The 18,761-nt window shown below is 40.0% G+C and carries 21 protein-coding genes; 9 read left to right on the top strand and 12 right to left on the bottom strand.

The features are described from left to right. On the bottom strand, positions 1–913 hold a 913-nt coding region (locus AAF462_02085), incomplete at its 3' end, for a pyruvate dehydrogenase (acetyl-transferring), homodimeric type (protein MEM7007903.1). Positions 914–1,087: 174 nt separating this feature from the next. On the opposite strand from AAF462_02085, the gene lpdA reads away from it, so the two are divergent. The 3 genes from lpdA (at position 1,088) to AAF462_02070 (ending at position 4,424) form a co-directional block, all read left to right on the top strand. After that, complete coding sequence (gene lpdA / locus AAF462_02080; GenBank protein MEM7007902.1) at positions 1,088–2,521, top strand: dihydrolipoyl dehydrogenase; 1,434 nt, start codon at positions 1,088–1,090, stop codon at positions 2,519–2,521. A gap of 18 nt (positions 2,522–2,539) precedes the next feature. Next, entirely contained in the window at positions 2,540–3,289 is a 750-nt protein-coding gene (gene lipB / locus AAF462_02075) for a lipoyl(octanoyl) transferase LipB (GenBank protein MEM7007901.1), read from the top strand. Positions 3,290–3,425: 136 nt separating this feature from the next. Next, positions 3,426–4,424 carry a sorbosone dehydrogenase family protein gene (locus AAF462_02070; protein ID MEM7007900.1) on the top strand — a complete coding sequence of 333 codons (999 nt, stop codon included), beginning with the start codon at positions 3,426–3,428 and terminating at the stop codon, positions 4,422–4,424. A gap of 35 nt (positions 4,425–4,459) precedes the next feature. Here the strand turns inward: AAF462_02070 and AAF462_02065 are convergent, their stop codons facing one another. Together AAF462_02065 and AAF462_02060 are read right to left on the bottom strand one after the other, a co-directional pair. Further along, positions 4,460–5,353, bottom strand: a complete 894-nt coding sequence (locus AAF462_02065) for a hypothetical protein (protein ID MEM7007899.1) — start codon at positions 5,351–5,353, stop codon at positions 4,460–4,462. A gap of 118 nt (positions 5,354–5,471) precedes the next feature. Next, positions 5,472–5,711, bottom strand: coding sequence for a LuxR C-terminal-related transcriptional regulator (locus AAF462_02060; GenBank protein ID MEM7007898.1), 240 nt, complete (start codon positions 5,709–5,711; stop codon positions 5,472–5,474). Between the two features lie 135 nt (positions 5,712–5,846). On the opposite strand from AAF462_02060, the gene AAF462_02055 reads away from it, so the two are divergent. Beyond that, positions 5,847–6,071, top strand: a complete 225-nt coding sequence (locus AAF462_02055) for a LuxR C-terminal-related transcriptional regulator (protein MEM7007897.1) — start codon at positions 5,847–5,849, stop codon at positions 6,069–6,071. Between the two features lie 17 nt (positions 6,072–6,088). Here the strand turns inward: AAF462_02055 and AAF462_02050 are convergent, their stop codons facing one another. Continuing rightward, complete coding sequence (locus AAF462_02050) at positions 6,089–6,625, bottom strand: hypothetical protein (protein ID MEM7007896.1); 537 nt, start codon at positions 6,623–6,625, stop codon at positions 6,089–6,091. Between the two features lie 171 nt (positions 6,626–6,796). Between AAF462_02050 and AAF462_02045 the strand changes: the two genes are divergently transcribed. Together AAF462_02045 and AAF462_02040 are read left to right on the top strand one after the other, a co-directional pair. Continuing rightward, on the top strand, positions 6,797–7,114 hold the full coding sequence (locus AAF462_02045) for a tetratricopeptide repeat protein (GenBank protein ID MEM7007895.1): 318 nt from the start codon (positions 6,797–6,799) through the stop codon (positions 7,112–7,114). Positions 7,115–7,236: 122 nt separating this feature from the next. Then, the gene (locus AAF462_02040; GenBank protein MEM7007894.1) at positions 7,237–8,508 is read left to right on the top strand and encodes a DNA polymerase; all 1,272 of its coding nucleotides are present in this window, start codon (positions 7,237–7,239) and stop codon (positions 8,506–8,508) included. A gap of 4 nt (positions 8,509–8,512) precedes the next feature. On the opposite strand, the gene AAF462_02035 is transcribed toward AAF462_02040, so the two are convergent. Further along, a complete protein-coding gene (locus AAF462_02035; protein MEM7007893.1) occupies positions 8,513–8,998 on the bottom strand; it encodes a hypothetical protein in 486 nt (161 codons plus the stop codon). 91 nt (positions 8,999–9,089) lie between these two features. Here AAF462_02035 and AAF462_02030 point away from each other — a divergent pair, with 91 nt between their 5' ends. Beyond that, positions 9,090–9,962 (top strand): oxaloacetate decarboxylase, encoded by an 873-nt coding sequence (locus tag AAF462_02030; GenBank protein MEM7007892.1) that lies wholly within the window; start codon positions 9,090–9,092, stop codon positions 9,960–9,962. On the opposite strand, the gene AAF462_02025 is transcribed toward AAF462_02030, so the two are convergent. The 6 genes from AAF462_02025 to AAF462_02000 all read right to left on the bottom strand — a co-directional run bounded on the left by AAF462_02025 (position 9,946) and on the right by AAF462_02000 (position 15,947). Further along, complete coding sequence (locus AAF462_02025) at positions 9,946–11,376, bottom strand: YdgA family protein (protein ID MEM7007891.1); 1,431 nt, start codon at positions 11,374–11,376, stop codon at positions 9,946–9,948. The genes AAF462_02030 and AAF462_02025 overlap by 17 nt on opposite strands. Before the next feature lie 31 nt (positions 11,377–11,407). Further along, positions 11,408–12,064 (bottom strand): hypothetical protein, encoded by a 657-nt coding sequence (locus tag AAF462_02020; protein MEM7007890.1) that lies wholly within the window; start codon positions 12,062–12,064, stop codon positions 11,408–11,410. Next, on the bottom strand, positions 12,064–13,026 hold the full coding sequence (locus AAF462_02015; protein MEM7007889.1) for an MlaD family protein: 963 nt from the start codon (positions 13,024–13,026) through the stop codon (positions 12,064–12,066). Before AAF462_02015 ends, AAF462_02020 begins: the two co-directional genes overlap by 1 nt. A gap of 22 nt (positions 13,027–13,048) precedes the next feature. Beyond that, a complete protein-coding gene (locus AAF462_02010) occupies positions 13,049–13,813 on the bottom strand; it encodes an ATP-binding cassette domain-containing protein (protein ID MEM7007888.1) in 765 nt (254 codons plus the stop codon). A gap of 1 nt (position 13,814) precedes the next feature. Beyond that, entirely contained in the window at positions 13,815–14,963 is a 1,149-nt protein-coding gene (locus AAF462_02005; protein MEM7007887.1) for an ABC transporter permease, read from the bottom strand. 120 nt (positions 14,964–15,083) lie between these two features. Beyond that, positions 15,084–15,947, bottom strand: coding sequence for a phosphatidate cytidylyltransferase (locus AAF462_02000; GenBank protein ID MEM7007886.1), 864 nt, complete (start codon positions 15,945–15,947; stop codon positions 15,084–15,086). Positions 15,948–16,009: 62 nt separating this feature from the next. On the opposite strand from AAF462_02000, the gene AAF462_01995 reads away from it, so the two are divergent. Then, entirely contained in the window at positions 16,010–16,774 is a 765-nt protein-coding gene (locus AAF462_01995) for a formyltransferase family protein (GenBank protein MEM7007885.1), read from the top strand. 1 nt (position 16,775) lies between these two features. On the opposite strand, the gene AAF462_01990 is transcribed toward AAF462_01995, so the two are convergent. Continuing rightward, positions 16,776–18,452, bottom strand: a complete 1,677-nt coding sequence (locus AAF462_01990; protein ID MEM7007884.1) for a glutamine--tRNA ligase/YqeY domain fusion protein — start codon at positions 18,450–18,452, stop codon at positions 16,776–16,778. A 97-nt stretch (positions 18,453–18,549) separates the two neighbouring features. Between AAF462_01990 and AAF462_01985 the strand changes: the two genes are divergently transcribed. Next, positions 18,550–18,761, top strand: a 212-nt coding sequence (locus AAF462_01985; protein ID MEM7007883.1) for a porphobilinogen synthase, incomplete at its 3' end; no start/stop codon positions are given.

Here is an 18,761-nt window from a genome sequence, read left to right as displayed (position 1 = left end):
CCCAATTGCTTCCCCATAGAACCTTTATAACATTCCAGCCTGCGCCCCTGAAGATTGCCTCTAGCTCTTGGATAATTTTGCCATTGCCTCTAACCGGGCCATCTAACCTCTGAAGGTTGCAGTTAACCACAAATATTAAATTGTCCAGATGCTCCCTAGAGGCCAGAGTAATAGCTCCAAGGGTCTCTGGCTCATCTGTCTCACCGTCTCCTAAAAACGCCCATACTCTTGCGTCAGAGTGTTTTTTAAGCCCACGGTCTTCAAGGTAGCGGTTAAATCTTGCCTGATAAATAGCCATAATCGGGCTAAGGCCCATTGAGACAGTGGGGAACTGCCAGAACTCAGGCATAAGCCAAGGGTGCGGATATGAACTAAGACCGCCTTGGGGAACTAGGTCCCGTCTGAAATTTTGCAGGTCTTCAATGCTGAGTCTTCCTTCCAGAAATGCTCTTGCATAAATGCCTGGGGCAGCGTGTCCCTGAAAATAGACTATATCACCCTCGTGGTTCTCGTTTCTGCCTCTTAAGAAATGATTGAATGCTACTTCATATAGGGCCGCTGCTGAGGCGAAAGTGGAAATATGGCCTCCAATTCCTTCTTCTAGTCTATTGGCTCTTACAACCATAGCCATAGCGTTCCAGCGTATAAGGCTTCTTATCCTCCATTCGATTTCAGGATCGCCAGGATACTTAGGCTGCTTTTCAACTGGAATTGTATTTATGTAAGGAGTATTTGCTGTAAACGGCAGCTTTACGCCTCTTTTTTGGGCATGGATTTGTAATTTTTTTATAAGCTTAGCGGCTCGCTCCTCACCAGAACTATCAAGTACGTAGTCTAGCGATTCTATCCACTCTTTGTTTTCAAGCTCTTGTTCAATCTTCTTATTTTGTTTCTTTTCGGGTGTTTTATTCATTTTTATCAAATTTTACAGCAGTCTAGAGTTTATAGTCAATTTTCTTAACATATAATACATATTACCTTATTTTTGATATTGCTCTAGGAGATTGGATTCATGACGATAAGAATATTTGCAAATTTCAAGCCAAAAAGATTGACCGCGGTGTTATTGAATATATAATACACATCCATGGAAAAATTTGACCTTACAGTAATTGGATCAGGACCTGGTGGATACGTTGGGGCAATAAGAGCCGCGCAGTTAGGAATGAAGGTAGCTGTTATAGAAAGAGATAAACCCGGCGGAGTATGTCTTAATTGGGGCTGTATTCCATCTAAGTCAATATTAAAGTGCGCAGAGGTGTACCAATATTTCAATCATTCAGAGGAGTTTGGTATACAACATAAAGGACTTTCTTATGATTTCTCTAAAGTTATAGATAAGAGTAGAAAAGCCTCATCTACACTTAATAAGGGTGTAGAGTATCTATTTAAAAAGAATAAAATAACCCTTTTTAACGGAGTAGGTAAATTAATTTCTAAAAACAAGGTTGGAGTTACAAGTGATTCTGGTCAGGTTGAAATAGACACGGATAAAATAATGATAGCTACAGGCTCTGTTCCTGTCACACTTCCTGGACTAGAAATTGACGGAAAGCTGGTAATGACTAGTGATGAGGCAATATTTCACCGTGACGTGCCAGAATCAGTTGTGGTGATTGGCGGAGGTTATATAGGGGCTGAGTTCGCATATGTTTACAATTCATTCGGCAGTAAAGTGACAATCGTTGAAATGATGGACACCATAATTCCGGGTGCTGACAAAGAAATTGCAATGGAGCTTCAGAGGCTATTTAAAAAGAGTGGTATGACTATTCTTACCGGCACAAAATTCAAAGATATCAATAAGAAAAAGAAAACTGTTGATGTAATACTTGAAAATGTTTCAGACCAAGCTGAGACCAAAATAACCGCTTCAATGGTGCTTGTTGCTGTTGGTAGAAGACCAGTTGCAAATGATGCTCCTACTTCACTTAGTTTTTACAAAAAAGGCGGAGATATAGGGCTTAGTGAATTAAATATTGAGCTTGATGAAAGAGGGTTTATAAAGACTGATGATCAATATATGACCACTTGTGACGGAGTTTATGCAATAGGGGATATTATTGGACCCCCACTCCTGGCTCATAAAGCGTCAGAGGAAGGAGTTGCAGCAGTGGAAATGATGGCAGGCCTTGATAGCAAGGTTCATTACAACAATATTCCTGGTTGTGTTTACTGTCAGCCCGAGGTTGCAAATATAGGCTATACAGAAGAGCAGGTGCAGGAGCTTGGTTACGAATATAGCGTGGGCAAATTTCCATTTAGAGCGGTTGGAAAAGCCGTTGGTACAGGCGAAACAGATGGTTTTGTAAAAATGATTTCAGATAAGAGAACAGGAGAAATACTTGGCACACATATAATTGGACATGGTGCAACAGAGCTTATAGCCGAGATAGGAGTTGCGAGAACCTTAGAATCCACTCCGCTTGAAATTGCTATAACTTCTCATGCTCACCCTACTCTCTCTGAGGCAGTAATGGAGGCAGCACTGGCCGCAATGGGCCGTGCTAGAAATTCATAATTTGCTGGAATTTTATCTATGAATACCCTAAATGTTTATAAAATCGGTTTGGTAGCATATAAAGATGCACTTGATCTTCAAATGCGGCTTATCGAGAAAAGAAAAAATGGGGAAATAGGTGATACCCTTTTATTACTTGAGCACCCGCCAACTTTCACCATAGGACGCAAAGGCGATAAAGGACATCTTTTAATCAATGAGAAGTATCTTTCAGAGAGGGGCATACACTTTGAAGAGATAAGTAGAGGCGGAGATATTACCTTTCATGGTCCGGGTCAGGTTGTTGGCTACCCAATATTGGACTTAAACTCTAAGGGCCGTGATCTTCATAAGTATTTAAGGGGTCTTGAGGAGTTTATTGTTTCAGTACTCGCAGGATATGAAATAGAGGCTAACCGAATTGAAGGTCTAACGGGCGTGTGGGTTGATGGGCATAAGATCGCATCAATAGGCGTAGGAGTTAAAAGATGGATTACCTATCATGGATTTGCCCTGAACGTAAATACAGATCTCTCTTATTTTGATATGATTGTTCCATGCGGTATCCCTGATGTAAAAATGACTTCAGTATCCGGCTGGCTAGGTAGGGATGAAGTAGCGGTTGAAGATATTGAGGAATCGATTATAAAAGAGTTTATAAAGACTTTTAATTTCGATAACGCCAGAGTTTTAACTACTTTTGACAGCACTACAGAGAATTTGCTCGAGAATGACCTGCTTTTTAATCTGGATGCTGAATCTGAGAAAGATAAAGACCTTCTTATCTAGTATTTTTTTGTATAAATTCTAATATTTCCCAGCTAAAATATTTTCTATGACTAATAAGAACTCACTGTGCTTAATATTACTATTTTGTTCAATCTTTATCCCCAGTATATCACTAGCTTCTGCTGATAAAATAACTGTGCCCGAAGGATTTGTTATTGAGGAATATGCTAAAGATTTAGGCTCGCCCAGGTTTATGGCACTTAGTCCGGACCAAGGACTGTTTGTAACAATTATTGGGGAAGGCACTGTTGTAGCACTTTCAGAGAAGAACGGCACAGTTATAAGCAATAAAGTTGTTGCTAAAGGACTAAAACGCCCACATGGAATCGCATTTCATGATGGATACCTATATATAGGTGAGACAAATCAAATCGTTAGGTTTAAATATAATGGTTTAAACAATGACTTAGGTGAAAAAGAAATTCTTGTCCCCGATCTGCCGACAAAGGGGCACTTTACTAGAACAGTATCTTTTGGGCCTGATGGGAAAATGTACGTCTCAATCGGCTCTTCTTGCAATGTGTGTATTGAAGACGAGAGAAGAGCAACTATAATGAGGTTTGATCCTGACGGCAAAAATGGAGAGATTTTTGCCAGGGGGCTTAGAAACTCTGTTGGAATTGCATGGCATCCCGTAACCGGTGAGCTCTGGGCAACTGACAATGGGAGAGACTGGCTCGGTGATAATCTTCCTCCTGATGAAGTAAATATAGTTAGTGAAAACAAAGATTATGGCTGGCCATATTGCTACGGCGATAAAATTCCTGATCCTGATTATGGTAACCCTAACAGGTGTCAGAGCACGATAGCTCCAGTGGTTGAAATTCAAGCACACTCAGCTCCACTAGGTCTATCATTTTATGAAGGCGAAATGTTTCCTGAAGAATATAGCGGTGATTTATTTGTGGCATATCACGGATCTTGGAACCGCTCTATTCCAACGGGATATAAAGTTGTTAGGATAAAGATGAAAGATGGCAAGCCTATAGAAACATTGGATTTTGCTGCCGGATGGCTCACTGCGACTAAAAAATATGGAAGGCCTGTTGATATTCTTGTGGGCAAAAAGGGTGAGCTATACGTATCAGATGACTTAGAGGGTATTATTTATAAAATCTCATACAACAAACAGTGACGATAGCCCCTAAGCCTTATATAGTATTTGCTGCCCTATTCTGCAATTAGCTTCGACTGCTGCACGAGATTTGAGATATTGATCAGAAATTCTTGCATATCCTGCTGAAATATCGGGTCACTGTAATGAGGTGAGTCAAGCTCTGAGCGCTGGAATAAACGTTTCTGTGATTCTATAACTGAGATAAGTGCCTGGTTGTAGTTTTTTAAAAGCTCCTGCCGTGAGTCTTTATCCCGGCTATTGTTAATCACAAAAGTCCTTTTAATCACATCGCTTGAGCCAGTGTCTTCAATCACTCTATCAAGTACGGTAATATTTCTTTCATAGTCATCAAGCTGAATCTGATAAATATTGCTAAATTCTGTTAACAACTCTAATGTAGCATCTACATAAGGACCGGTTTCCAAAATTACTTCTTGTGGTGTTTTTTGAGCAAAGAAAGTTTTAAAATACGGCTCCCACTGATTTACTAACTCAACCTGTTTTTTGCTGTTACCAAGTTCAGGTACAGTGTCCACTATGTTAGGATCAATGCCTTGAAATCTAGGAATAAAAGGGGTTTTTCTAAATGAAGGGCTTTGATTCTGCTGGGCTACTAGCTCAAGAGCTTGGCTATAATCATAAAGCGCCTTTGCGCTTTCGCTAAATGCCTTTGTTGTCGGTTTATATGGGGCGCACATTCCTTTATCGTCTTCCAGCTGCGTGAGAGGAGCTCTTGATGGAGTTTCTCCAAGCTCTATTATTACATTTCTGATTTCTGCGCTGGTAAGACAGGTATCATAAGTTCCTGGATAGACTCTGTCATATGAATTTGCAAAATCCGAAGTGCCAACACTAAAATCCTGTATTGCTTGAAGATTAGCACAGCCAGTGATTAATCCGGCTGTGAACACAAGTAAGATAAGCTGCCGCCATTTCCAACATCTCATTATAGATATCCTCCCTTTTCTGGTCCTTGGGAGTCTACATTCTAGCACGTATAAGCTTATTGTACAATTGGCATAAAATAGCTGCTGAATATCGAATACGTTAATAATGAGCCGATATCTATATTAAACCTTTGAGTTGAACTCGCCTGTTAATATTGAGCTTTCTGAATATTTTTGTTAAGTGATGTTTTACTGTCTTTTCACTGATAAAGAGCTTATCACCAATTTCTCTGTTCTTTTGACCACTTACTACTAGCTGTATTATCTCAAGCTCTCTTCTGGTGAAGGAAGGAATTGCAGGAGTTAAATTTGTAGAGCTTTTATTAATAGCCAACTGCTCGGTAATAAATACTTCCATTATCTTTTTCCTAAACCATAATCCACCCCTATTTATTGTACAGATACACTCAGATAGAGTCTCTTTTTCCAAATCTTGTGTGTCGAAGATAACCGCGTTTATAAAAGCCCACTATATCAAGCGCCCGAAGTTATATTGGAAAAACTAGACAAGGAAGGGGAAAAAATTAAAGTTCTTAGCGATAAGGAGAAAAAAGTTCTTGGCTTGATAATAGATGGTTTTAGTAACAGCGCAATTGCAAAGGAATTATCAATAAGTGTGAAAACTGTCGAGACTCACAGGGCCAATATCATGAAAAAACTTGAGATTCACAACCTTGTTGATCTAGTTAAGTTTTCTATGAGGCATGGACTGGCATAGCCAAGATTAAAACTTATTTAACTCTGTGCCGGTTTCTTACTGAATAAAAAATAAAGAATCAGAACTATAGCAATAACTATAAGTATTAGCTTCACAAGTGCAATAATGGAGGTAATAAATACTAAAGCGCCGCTCAATTTATCAATATTTTGAAGCTGATAGAGCAAGAGTGTATTTTCTATAAAATCTAAGACACCTGCGATAATCGGTATTGAGAATAATGTCAGCGCTCTCTCATAGTGGATTTTCCTAAGCAGTGATCCCAGCAGGTTTGCCATAAAACCTACATAAGCAATTACAAAGATATAGTCAACCCAAAGCAGAATTAGATGCGCCCTCACTCCGTCTTCTCCGCAGGAGCCAAGGAAATCGCTCATCGCGCTTTTGGTAAATAGCAACTCAAGGGAGATCATATCTCCGCAGCCCTGTGGTCTTAACTGCACGTCCAGAATGTAGAGGCACAGCGCTGTTAGCACAAAAAACATGCCTGTGAATATTAGGTACTGTCTTACGGCTATAAGTTGAAATAAGAAATCTAAAATTTTTCTATACATTATCCACCAATTATCAAGCTGTTTTATCTCAGGTTAATTGCTCGCATATGAGTATGCAGGATATATATAAACAATCAATATTTCTGAGGTTTAATTTTTTTACAACCTTGTCGCAATATCATCTTATGCTAGAATCATATGAAATTATCTCATGTGGAGATGTCTTTATAAATGAGCAATATTAGGATCGACCAGCTAAGAAAAGCAATAGAAAAAAATCCAGAAAATCCCTTGGGACACTACGGACTTGCAAATGAGCTCTTTAAATCTGAGCAGTACGAACAAGCAATTGCGCAAATAAACGAATATTTAAAGCTAAAAGACGATGAGGGTGCGGTATACCGTATGATGGCTGAGTGCTATATGCGAATTGGGGATACCGAAAAAGCAAAAGACTCTTACGCTAAAGGTATAGAAGCCGCCAACCGTCATGGCCACCCAAGCATGGCGGAGGAGTTTGAAGAGTCTATTGAATTTCTAGATGAGTAATATACTTCACAGTTTTTTCACGCCCTATTTTGCCCAAATCTCTATTTATCAATATTTGCAATAAAACCCCCTTGGCGTAGTTCTAAAAAGCGTCCATAATTATTTTGTTGGGGAAGATATTTATGGATCAGCACTCAGATAAAACTCTTGATTTTCTTTTTCTCGATATGAACTCATATTTTGCCTCAGTGGAGCAGCAGCTGCGCCCTGAGCTAAGGGGACTTCCTACGGTTGTAGTTCCTGTGATGGCCGATACTACGTGCTGTATTGCCGCAAGCTACGAGGCCAAGAGGTTTGGAATAAAGACCGGCACCCGTGTTGGTGCTGCAAAAAGGCTCTGCCGCGATCTAAATGTTGTAGAGGCAAGGCCAACTCTATACATCGATTGCCATAACAAAATAGTAAGTGCTGTAAGAAAAGTTTTGCCTATAGACAGCGTTCACTCAATTGATGAGATGTCGTGTGTTCTTACGGGAAGACATAGGCGCTATGACAATGCGGTTTCTCTAGGTCATAAAGTAAAGGAATCCATCAAAGAGAATGCAGGGGAGTATCTTCGCTGCTCGGTCGGTATAGCTCCCAACCGCTTTATAGCAAAAGTTGCAAGCGGGATGCAAAAGCCAGACGGTTTTACTGTTATAACAAAAGACGATCTGCCAAGCGCCCTTTATGGGCTATCTCTTGGGGATCTGCCAGGAATAGGAAGCAGGATGCAGGTCCGTCTTCAAAAGCACGGTATCCACAACGTAGAGGATCTTTATTCCTTATCAGGGGATAGGTTCTTGGATATTTGGCGTAATATAGGGGGAAAGCGTCTTAGCCTTCTATTGGCCGGCGAAGAAGTGCCGGTTAAAGAGACTCAGAGAAAAACTGTTGGTCACTCCCATGTGATGGCGCCTGATATGAGAACTGAAGAGAAGGTGCGGGCTGTATTTATTAGGCTCATACATAAAGCCGCTTTTAGGCTTAGGAGGCTTAAGTACCTGGCCGGAAGGATAACGATTAAGGTGAAATATTTTGATGCTCAAAATAGCTGGAAAAAAACTCTTAAAATAGGAAAGCGCCACGACACCCAGAGCATGATTTATGCTTTTTCAGAGATTTGGAAACACCGGCCCACAGGGCTTACCCCTCTTAGCGCTGCCATTGTTTTATCTGAACTTACCCCGATAGGCGAGACAAGCTACTCTCTTTTCTCAAATGAGTTTAAAAAGGATAAGCTGGCTCTGGCAGTGGATAAAATTAACGAGCGCTACGGTATGAACAGCATATATTTCGGCTCAATGCACGAGGCATCAGAGTCGGCCCCTCTTCGCATATCCTTTACCTCCATTCCAGATGTTGTATCTGAAGGCTCGAAAGCAGAGCGGGCTACTCTATCGATTACTAAATAAATTTCTAACTTTCCGGGAAAGAGAAAAGATACTGACTAGTATCCTTTGCAAGCTCAAAGCTCTTAGATGTAATCTTGTTAACAAACTTAATTGATTTGCCGTCGGTAATAAGTTCCCAGTTCTGGGGGGTATTGAGAACATCCGGCATTTTTTCTTTGATAAAATCAAGTATGTCTCTGAATCGGTTTACAGCTATGCCATTTTTTTGAAGAGATATTAGCCACCTGAGTACAATAAAATCCTGGGTAGAATAGAGCTTTGGAACTCCCCTACCCTGTGATTTTTTGAGGCTTGGCACAATTAGGCCTGTGTGCTCGTAATAATAGAGGTGATCAAAGTCCAGCTTTATACCTTCAAGGGCTTCGATCAGATGTATTATATCAATACTCTTAAGTCCGTGCGGCACTTTTCTTTCTGCAAGTGTTTTGGGCTTTTTCTGCTTTATATCTTTTTTTGTGTCTGAATTACCAGATATATACCCTGACTCCATGTTTCAAAACTATCATAAAGAGTAAGCTAGTTCAATCAAAATTAGGTCCAATAGCCTGAAGCTATTTTTCCAGTTAGCCTAATACGTAGATATGACTAAAGGCAATAAATTAAGAGAAATCCTATCCGAGCCCGGAATATTGGTGCTTCCCGGCGTGCATGACTGTCTTAGTGTTAAACTCACAGAAAAAATCGGGTTTAAAGTAGCATTCACAAGCGGCTTTGGGATATCGGCCTCTATGCTAGGAAAGCCTGATTTCGGTTTCTTAAACGCAACCGAGATGCTATGGAGCGTAAGCAGAATAATCAGCTCAGTTGATATACCGGTAGTTGTAGATATTGATACAGGATACGGAAACGCTCTAAACGTTATGAGCACTGTGTCAGAGGTGGTCAAAATCGGCGGAGCAGGAATAATCCTGGAGGATCAAGATTGGCCCAAAAAGTGCGGTCACTTTGATGGAAAGAGCGTAATCTCAATGTCTGAGCATGTAGAGAAGATTCACGCTGCTAAAGAGGCCCGAAAAGACTCTGGGCTAATAATTATCGGACGCACGGACTCAAGAGCCTCATTGGGCCTAGATGAGGCAATAAAAAGAGGTAACTCTTACTATGAAGCTGGGGCAGATATTGTATTTATAGAGGCTCCTCAGAGTAAGGAAGAACTAAAAGAGATAGCCTCAGCCTTTAGTGATGACGTTCCTTTATTCGCAAATATGGTAGAGGGAGGAAAAACACCTTTTCTTAGTTCCACAGAGCTTGAGGAGCTTGGATATAAAATTGTTGTATACCCTCTTGCTGGTCTGTTCTCTGCAACTAAAGCGCTTGAAAGCTGTTTTAATCACCTAAAAGAAAACGGTACTACGCTAGGTTTTGAAGATATGCTTGATTTTAAGGAATTTGAGGATGTGATTGATACACCCTCATATAGAGAGCTTGAGTCTAAATTTAAAACTGATTCATAAGAGATCCTAAATCCAAAATATTACCGTTAAGATTAACCTGGCCTACTCTGTAGCTTGCTTGAATTCTATATTTTCCATTCTCAAGCACAAGCACGTCTGCCTCGAGTAACTCTGCAATTTCTGACTGCGCCCTATCATTTGCCAAGATTTCAAGTTCCTTCGCGCCGGGTATTTCTTCGTCACTTTGGTTTAACTCATCAATGATCTCTTCAATCTTATAGTCCTTTAGAAGGTTATCGAAAAGAGCTTTAGTTACGCTAAGATCTGCCTCGGCGGATACAGCGGCCAAAAGGAATATTGGGTTAGCAGCAAGCTCGGGATTATCTAAACTATTACCATCTGCTGAAATAATAGCATGTCCGCTTATCTCTCCCTCATTTGTTGTAATTGAGAGTTTTGTAATCTCTATCTCAGGTGAGTTTTTAAGTAAATCCGGCAGCACTGTCATAACTTGTGCTAAAAAAAGCTGATTTGACTGATCACTGTTATCAATATCACTGTAATTCTCTGCAAGTGCGTCTTGCAACACTTCCATAGCCTTTTTGTCTATATTCCTTATTTCCATCTCATAGTCGCCCGGGCCATAGCTGGTGTCAGTAACTATAAGCTCATCAAAGCTAACACTGTGACTATGATTTAGAAGCTGCGCCTCTTGATCTGTAGAGGCATTAATCTCAAAATTGTTAAGAACTACTTTATTTGGTCCTTCATCGTTTTTCCCCTCAGAGCTAAGTTCTCCAAAATTTATATTTATATTGCCCAAAGGATTTTTTAAATCTGAGGTTGGATATAGTAAATCTGATTCCATATTAATATCTTTTATAGTGACGATTGCATTATCATCTTCGATCATAAACTCTGAAGAATTAAACACCGAGGAGGCCTTTTTAGGGTTTAAAGTAAAACTCCCAAGGCCATCAAGTCCTGACCATTTTATTGTTCTGTTGTCTTTGGTTGTTATATCTATGCTGTCAAATTTGCTTTCATAAGTCCCCGATCCATTTAAATCAATAGTAGTTTCCGCACTAAGAGGCGGAAGAGCGTTTATTATCTCAGCATATTCTTGGGTAGAGTCCGTTTTAAGCTCAGCCTTTGATTCTATTACTGCCATTACTGGTTTTAACATTAGTTTTCCTTTGCCTATAAGTCCTATCGGTATAGGGCCGTGATATATTGTATCATCTGCCAGAACTTTTATGCTTTCATCACTACCGTATTCAACTTGATAAGACACTTGCGCCGATGATTTAAGCCACCCTTTGTTGTAACTCCTGCTGGTAATTTCCAGGCCTTGTACTTCCGAGACAGTGTCTAAGAGTTTGTTATATTCGTCTTCAGCTTTTTGGCCGAACCAAAAAGGCGCTAGTACTACAGCTATTAATAACACTAAAATTATTACTAATATTGCTCTCATATTGCTCCTCTTAATAAAAATGCTTTAAAAATTAGGAATCAGATTTGGTTGATGACTTCTGAGCCTGTCTTATATGATAGCTAAGGTCTTTGGCGAATTCACCAAGTATATCCTCAAGAGCGCGATTATATCCGTCCATAAGGGCAGTTGGAGAAGCTGCTCCAATTGGCTGCTCTGAGTTATAAGTTTTGGCCAATAGTATCTTGGGCTCTGTGCCATCGGGCTGGTTTTGAAGTAGGAACATCTGGATTCTTATAATAGCTTTGGCTGCGGATTCATTTCTGTAATCACCGTAAAGTTCAACTACGTTGCCTTCAATAATAAATTCAGGCACAGCTCTGCTAGCCGGACTAAGGACATCTTGAGAAACTCCTGACTGATTGATCCACTGTCTTGTGGTCTCAGTTAACAAATTGTCCGGTGGTCTAAAAAATTGGTTGTAAAAATCAGTTTTGAACTCTAGTTCAGTTGTTCTGTAAATAAACTCTCTCCCATCAGCACTAGGGGATATGCTGAATCTATTTACAGCTATACTGGCTCCTTGAATCGGGTTTGAGTTTTTTGAGCTTGGAGTGACATCAAAGAGGTAGAAAGTACGCTCCGGATAAGGTTTATCAATACTAGGACATCCAATGCTAAGAGCTAATAGTAGAAAGGAGCATATATATAATACTGATTTAATTTTCATTATTTCTGATTGTCCTCCTTGTTTTCATCATGCCCTAAGTGAGGCGGCGGCTCGCCGAAAAGTACCCAAGAAGGATATCTTCTTACCGTTACCATAAACTCCCTTACGTCTTCTGATATACGTTCAACGTTTTGCAGAATAGTCTCTACATTGTGTTCTCTATTTTGAATAAGGCGGTCAGTACGTCTCAAAGTAGCTTTCAGCTCTTCCGTAGTTTGAGATATATTAGCCAGCGTTTGTTTAAGGTCCTTACTTTGAATAATTTTATCTGTATTGGTTACAGCTTTATCAAGAGATTTAAGAAGATGCTGGAAATCTTTACTAACCTGAGGAATATCGGCCTGTTTAACAGCCATATTCAGAGTGACCACAAGATTTTCCACGTCGTCTGAAATTTCCTTAAAATCAATGCTCTCAATTGTTTTAGTTAGTTTTTCAATAGTCTGGGTTATTTGCTCAATTGTTCCTGGGGCAGATGGAATATATGGATGTGCCGGCACCCAATCAATATTTAGCGGCGGGTAAAGCTCAGGGTCTAGATACACAGCATTTAAAAATGCGATTCCCGTTACACCCTGAGAGGCTAGCTGAAGCCTAAGCCCCTTTTCAATCATTTTATCAAGCCCTCTTTGTCTATCAGTGTCGTCAATAAACATCTTAGGCTTACCTTTGTGGCGGCCTCGGTTAGGATAGATTTGTGCTCTGACGATCACATATTGGTAATCTGTATCATATTCCTGGAAAACAAATCCTATCTCGCTAATATTACCGACCTGTACTCCCTGGAACTTAAGCGCTGCACCTACTTCGAGTCCCTGAACGGACTGGTCAAAGTATGTTTCGACTATATATTTCTCTTCAAAGAACTTGCCTGCACCAAATACTATTATGGCTGTTGCAAGTACCAATGATCCTAGTATTACAAAGAGTCCAATTTTAAAAAAGTTAGGTTTCTGGCCCATAATTTTATCCGTTATCTTCTGTTTATATTCCTAACTGTTCATCCGTTTGACGTTTAAAAAATTTCTGTACTACCGGTATATCAGAGTTATCTCTTAAGTAATCAGGCTTACCTTCCGCAATTATTCCTTTAATACTCTTATCTAGCATAATAACCCTATCAGCGATATTGTAAATACTGTTTAGTTCATGAGTTACAATTACAAAAGTTACACCAAGGCTTTTTGCGAGCTGATTTATTAGCTCATCCAGCTCCGCGGATGTAATCGGATCAAGTCCTGCGGAGGGCTCATCTAGAAATAAAATATCAGGATCAAGAGCCATTGCCCTTGCAAGCGCAGCTCTTTTTATCATGCCTCCGCTAAGCTCTGATGGACTTTTATCCTCTGAGCCTCCAAGGCCAACTAAGTTAAGCTTCATTTTTGCAATTAGCTCTCTAGATTCTTTGCTAAGCTCTGTGTACTGCTCAAGCGGCAGCATTACGTTTTCTATAACGCTCATTGATCCAAATAGAGCGCCTAGCTGATATGCAACGCCGATGTTTTTTAGTATCTCTATCCTCTCATTTCCCTCTGCAGTAGCGATGTTAGCGCCTTCTATTAGAATATTTCCCTTTTTTGGACGGTAAAGCCCAATTAAATGTTTTAAAAGTGTTGTTTTGCCGCAGCCCGAGCCTCCTAGAATAACGAACTTCTCGCCTTTAAGAACATCAAAGCTTATATCATCTATGATGACATTATCACCGTAAGCAGCAGTAAAATTTGTAACGTTTATTATAGTCTCTGCCATTTTATACTCCCAAAATGTAGTAAATAACCCCAAATATGCCGTCTACAACTATCATTAGCACAATTCCTGCCACAACTGCTTTAGTTGCAGCGTCTCCAACAGCAGAAGGCCCTTTAGAAGCTCTCATTCCCGCAAGGCAACCTACCCCGGCAATTATCACTGCAAAGAATAGTGTCTTAAACAGACCGGCAATAAGCATTCCATATGTAGCCGCAGTCGTTAGTTGATTTAAGTAGGTTTGAAATGTAAACCCTAGCGAAAACATAACTACCATTCCGCCTATGAGTCCGAATAGGTTTCCAAACACAGTAAGTAGCGGAAGCATAAATATAGATGCAATCACCTTAGGAACAACTAAAAAAGGAACAGGATCAAGTCCCATTGTATCAAGAGCGTCGAGCTCTTCATTTACTTTCATAGTGCCAAGCTCTGCAGCAAATGCTGAGCCGCTTCTGCCGTTTACTACAAATGCTGTCATGAGTGGTCCAAGTTCTTTAAAGTAAGCAATAACTAAAAGGTCTGCTACGAATATCTGAGCTCCATAAGTTTTCATAGGTATGGCAGACTGAAACGCGATAACGAGCCCGACCAGGAAATTTACTAAGGCTATTATAAAAAGTGCGTTGGCGCCAAATTTTTCAGCAGTTACAAATACGTCTCTCCATCTTATTTTTGCAGGATTTAAAATAGCCTTTATAAGGGCTACTGTAACTCGTCCTGTGAATATAATGTTGATCTTTATTTCTTCCCAGGCGGCGTATCCAAACCTTCCGGCTTTTTCTACTTCATTTTCTTTAATCTCGGCATCTTCATCTTGCGGTTGTTCAAAGTCTTTTGGATCAAAAAGTTTATAGAGTTTCTCTATGTCTTCTGAAAGTCCCTGGACTTTGTAACTCCCTCCTGACTCATCCTGTCGGATCCGAAGATCTGTTATGTACGCAATGCCTGAAGCGTCGCAGTAATCTATCTCAGAGCCGTCTAAAATGAGCATGCGCGGAGTGGATTTCTTGAGTTCAGATATGCTTTCTTTCCAGATACTAGCAGTAGTAAAGGCATTTAAAGAGCCTTTTATCTTAAGTCTAAGAGTGGATCCATCCTCTTTAATACTTTCAAGAGAGGGAGTATTAATATGTGAGTGGGGATTAGTCATTATAGGTGCGCCGATTTATTTGATTCAATATGTGATATTCACCCTCTAACATAGTTTAGAAGTCAGATTAACATAGAACGTTTATTACAGTCAATTATCCCAGAACATTAAAAAATTATTCTATAAAACGCCATGAATACTGTAGTAAATAATAATAAAGTAATATGAGACTGGAAATACAAAAATAAGACTGTCAAAGCGATCTAGGACCCCGCCGTGTCCAGGAACAATATCACCTGAATCTTTAATCCCAGCGCCTCGTTTAATTGACGATTCTACTAAGTCGCCAAGTATTGCAGCAATGGCTACTATGAGCGCAAAGGCTATGGTCCAATCAGAGCTTAGAGGACTTCCAAATAGATAATTTACAACTAGGCCCGTGAGTATGCATACCACTATACCGCCAATTGTTCCTTCTATTGTTTTGCCTGGGCTTATCTTAGGCGCCAGTTTGCGCTTGCCGATCATTTTCCCAGTATAGTAGGCGCCGGTATCGTTTAAAAAAGTGCATGCTACTGCAAATACGACTAAGAAAAAGCCTGGATCAACTAGACCGAGCGTATTAAGCGAGAATTCTCTTATATTCTCATACTGATTAATATTGCGCAGCAGCACAGCGTGCCCCAGGAGCCAACCTAAATAGATAACTCCAAAGAGAGTGGCACCTATATTGGTTACTGTCTGACTAAAATCACCTTTTCTTAGGTCTAATATTAGTATTACTAATACAACAACTGTAAAGCAGAAAGTAAAGTAGTAGTAGCCCAGATACGCGGACAGTCCCAAAAGAAGAGATGATATAATTCCAAGGATTTTTTCATTCGGAAGACTCTTTGATTCAAGTAGTTTTTGATATTCAAGCTGGCCTACCAGAATAATAGCTAGGAAAAAAAGAAGGTATAAAAGCCCACCTATCAAAAAAATAACATACATGATAGGCACGGCAATTATTGCTGTAAGCAGTCTTTGAACTGGGTTACTCATAGTGATATAATTTCCCTGAACCTATTAATATTGCAAATGATTTCTGATGGATAGATGCTGATATGAATAAACCTGAAGTAGAGTTAATCTACAAACCAGCTAGTAAGCCGATGAGTGTTGCAGTGTTTTTGTCGGGCTCGGGGACAAATTTTATTGCTATTTACGAAGAGCAAAAAAGGCTCGAAAAAATGGGCGATAACCACTTCGGCAGGATTGATCTCGTATTCACAAATGTCCCCGGCTGCAAAGGTGCACAGATTGCAGAGGAATACGGGGTCTTAGTAGCAGACTTAAGTTCAAAGAAGTTTTTTGAGTTAATAGGAAAAGACCCAAATGATGAGAAGGCTCGTAGCTACTATGATGCGGCTGTTATCTCTTTAGTAGAATCTATGTGTCGCCCGGACTTGATAGTTCTGGCCGGATATAGAAGACGTTTGAGCTCTTTGTTTCTAAATAGATATAGAAACAAAGTAATAAATCTCTACCCTGGTGATATTACTAAAGAATATTTAGTCAAAGGAGTTGATGCTTCAGTTCAGGCACTTAGAGCTGGGGAGCGGTCAATTAAAGCAACTGTATATCTCCAAAGAGAAAATGAGCGTTTTGGCCCTTCGATTCTTCAGTCCAAACCAATATTCCTTGAAGGTTATAGCGAATCTGACAAAGATGCATTGAATGAAAAAATTAGAGAACAGGCAGAATGGACAATTTTTCCTTATGCCGTCCATAAGCTAATTGCCAGCGGCACTTTGGCAGTAGATGGTGAAGATAATATTTATTTAAATGGCGTAAAGATTGAGCGTGCCGGGCTTCAGCAAGGCGCATAAACTATTTTGCTTTCATCTTGGCCCATGTATCTCTTAGTGTTACGGTTCGATTGAAAACCCTCTCACCTTTATCGGACAACTTAGAATCAGCGATAAAATATCCAATTCTTTCAAACTGATAATTTATACCTGGCTGTGCATCCGAAAGACTCGGCTCCAGATAACAGTCTTTAAGAACTTTTCGAGAATCCGGGTTTAGCAGTTCGATAAAGTCCTTTGCTTCTTTGTTGTGCTCTGGGTCAGGCACAGTGAATAGTCTGTCGTATAGCCTCACTTCTCTTTTGATTGCATGCTTGGCAGATACCCAGTGAATAGTGGCTTTCACTTTTCTGCCGTCAGGGGCATTGCCGCCTTTGGTCTCTTTATCATATGTGCAATGAAGCTCAACTATCTCACCGTTTTCATCCTTAATAACATCAGTGCAGGTTATAAAATATGCATATCTGAACCTTACTTCTCTTCCTGGAGCAAGCCTGTAGAATTTCTTCGGCGGATCTTCCATAAAATCATCTTTTTCAATAAACAGCTCGCGGGAAAACGGTACCTTTCTTTTTCCTGCGCTCTCATCTTCTGGATTGTTTACAGCATCAAGCTCTTCTGACTGATCTTCAGGATAATTGGTTATTACAATTTTTAGTGGGTTTAGCACTCCCATAACCCTTAGCGCATTTTTATTTAAATCATCTCTCAAGCTATGCTCTAAAAGAGCTACATCTATTATGCTGTCATGTTTAGTAACACCAATGGTCTCACAGAAGTTTCTTATAGATGCAGGTGTATAGCCTCTTCTTCTTAGTCCTGATATTGTAGGCATTCTGGGGTCATCCCAGCCCTCGACGTGGCCATCACTTACTAGCTGCATGAGTTTCCTTTTGCTAAGTACGGTGTAAGTAAGATTTAGTCTTGCAAACTCGATCTGCCGGGGAGCATATATGTCCAAGTTATCTATAAACCAGTCATACAAAGGACGGTGATCTTCAAACTCAAGAGTGCAAAGTGAGTGAGTTATTCGCTCGATTGAGTCAGACTGTCCATGGGCAAAATCATACATAGGATATATGGACCATTTCTCACCGGTTCTATGGTGAGACTGTTTAAGAACCCTATACATAATTGGGTCTCTCATGTTTATATTGTCTGAACCCATATCAATTTTTGCTCTAAGCACATGATCGCCCTCATTAAAGTCGCCCTTTTTCATCTTTTCAAATAGTTCTAAGTTCTCTTCAACAGTGCGGCCCCTAAACGGACTTTCTTTTCCCGGTTCACTTAGTGTGCCTCTGTATTCTCTTATTTGATCTGCGGCTAGACTGTCCACATATGCTTTTCCATCTTTTACAAGCTGAACTGCATAGCCATAAAGCTGATCAAAATAGTCAGAGGCATAGAAGAGCTCGTTCCACTTAAAACCAAGCCACTTAACATCATCCATAATGGATTCAACATACTCTGTCTCTTCTTTAGTGGGATTGGTATCATCAAATCTTAAATTGCAGGTGCCGCCGAATTCCTTGGCCGCTCCAAAGTTAAGACATATAGATTTAGCGTGTCCAATGTGAAGATAGCCGTTTGGCTCTGGTGGGAATCTTGTAGCCACCCTTCCCTCATTCTTCTTATTGGCTATATCATCCGTAATGATAGTTCTTATAAAATCTAGGCTTTTGTTGTCCTGTTCCATGTTTGTTACCAATTTTAAAGAATGTAAATATTATACTATTGCATGCAAACATCAAAGCATATTGCTTACTTAGAGATAAGATATTAAACTACTGCCCATGTATTTCCCATCATACAGACCAAGAAGACTAAGAAGGTCTAAGGGCATAAGAGAGCTTGTTGCCGAGACAACTCTGAGCATAGATGATTTCATATACCCTATGTTCGTAATGCCGGGCAAGAACAAAAGAGTCGAAGTTAAATCTATGCCGGGCATTTATAAACAGTCTATAGATAATCTTATTAAGGAAATAAGAGAAGTTAAGAAGAT

The organism is Thermodesulfobacteriota bacterium, from assembly GCA_039028315.1.
Lineage (GTDB): Bacteria > Desulfobacterota_D > UBA1144 > Nemesobacterales > UBA2774 > CR02bin9.
The sequence above is the reverse complement of the archived record's forward strand: the minus strand, read 5'-3'. Positions and strand labels throughout refer to the sequence as shown.

What these genes read in the sequence shown, in the direction of transcription:
- lpdA (MEM7007902.1), top strand. Translation starts at nt 1,088, where the DNA reads ATGGAAAAATTTGACCTTACAGTAATTGGATCAGGACCTGGTGGATAC.
- lipB (MEM7007901.1), top strand. Translation starts at nt 2,540, where the DNA reads ATGAATACCCTAAATGTTTATAAAATCGGTTTGGTAGCATATAAAGAT.
- AAF462_02065 (MEM7007899.1), bottom strand. Translation starts at nt 5,353, where the DNA reads ATGAGATGTTGGAAATGGCGGCAGCTTATCTTACTTGTGTTCACAGCC.
- AAF462_02060 (MEM7007898.1), bottom strand. Translation starts at nt 5,711, where the DNA reads ATGGAAGTATTTATTACCGAGCAGTTGGCTATTAATAAAAGCTCTACA.
- AAF462_02050 (MEM7007896.1), bottom strand. Translation starts at nt 6,625, where the DNA reads ATGTATAGAAAAATTTTAGATTTCTTATTTCAACTTATAGCCGTAAGA.
- AAF462_02045 (MEM7007895.1), top strand. Translation starts at nt 6,797, where the DNA reads ATGAGCAATATTAGGATCGACCAGCTAAGAAAAGCAATAGAAAAAAAT.
- AAF462_02040 (MEM7007894.1), top strand. Translation starts at nt 7,237, where the DNA reads ATGGATCAGCACTCAGATAAAACTCTTGATTTTCTTTTTCTCGATATG.
- AAF462_02035 (MEM7007893.1), bottom strand. Translation starts at nt 8,998, where the DNA reads ATGGAGTCAGGGTATATATCTGGTAATTCAGACACAAAAAAAGATATA.
- AAF462_02030 (MEM7007892.1), top strand. Translation starts at nt 9,090, where the DNA reads ATGACTAAAGGCAATAAATTAAGAGAAATCCTATCCGAGCCCGGAATA.
- AAF462_02025 (MEM7007891.1), bottom strand. Translation starts at nt 11,376, where the DNA reads ATGAGAGCAATATTAGTAATAATTTTAGTGTTATTAATAGCTGTAGTA.
- AAF462_02020 (MEM7007890.1), bottom strand. Translation starts at nt 12,064, where the DNA reads ATGAAAATTAAATCAGTATTATATATATGCTCCTTTCTACTATTAGCT.
- AAF462_02015 (MEM7007889.1), bottom strand. Translation starts at nt 13,026, where the DNA reads ATGGGCCAGAAACCTAACTTTTTTAAAATTGGACTCTTTGTAATACTA.
- AAF462_02010 (MEM7007888.1), bottom strand. Translation starts at nt 13,813, where the DNA reads ATGGCAGAGACTATAATAAACGTTACAAATTTTACTGCTGCTTACGGT.
- AAF462_02005 (MEM7007887.1), bottom strand. Translation starts at nt 14,963, where the DNA reads ATGACTAATCCCCACTCACATATTAATACTCCCTCTCTTGAAAGTATT.
- AAF462_02000 (MEM7007886.1), bottom strand. Translation starts at nt 15,947, where the DNA reads ATGAGTAACCCAGTTCAAAGACTGCTTACAGCAATAATTGCCGTGCCT.
- AAF462_01995 (MEM7007885.1), top strand. Translation starts at nt 16,010, where the DNA reads ATGAATAAACCTGAAGTAGAGTTAATCTACAAACCAGCTAGTAAGCCG.
- AAF462_01990 (MEM7007884.1), bottom strand. Translation starts at nt 18,452, where the DNA reads ATGGAACAGGACAACAAAAGCCTAGATTTTATAAGAACTATCATTACG.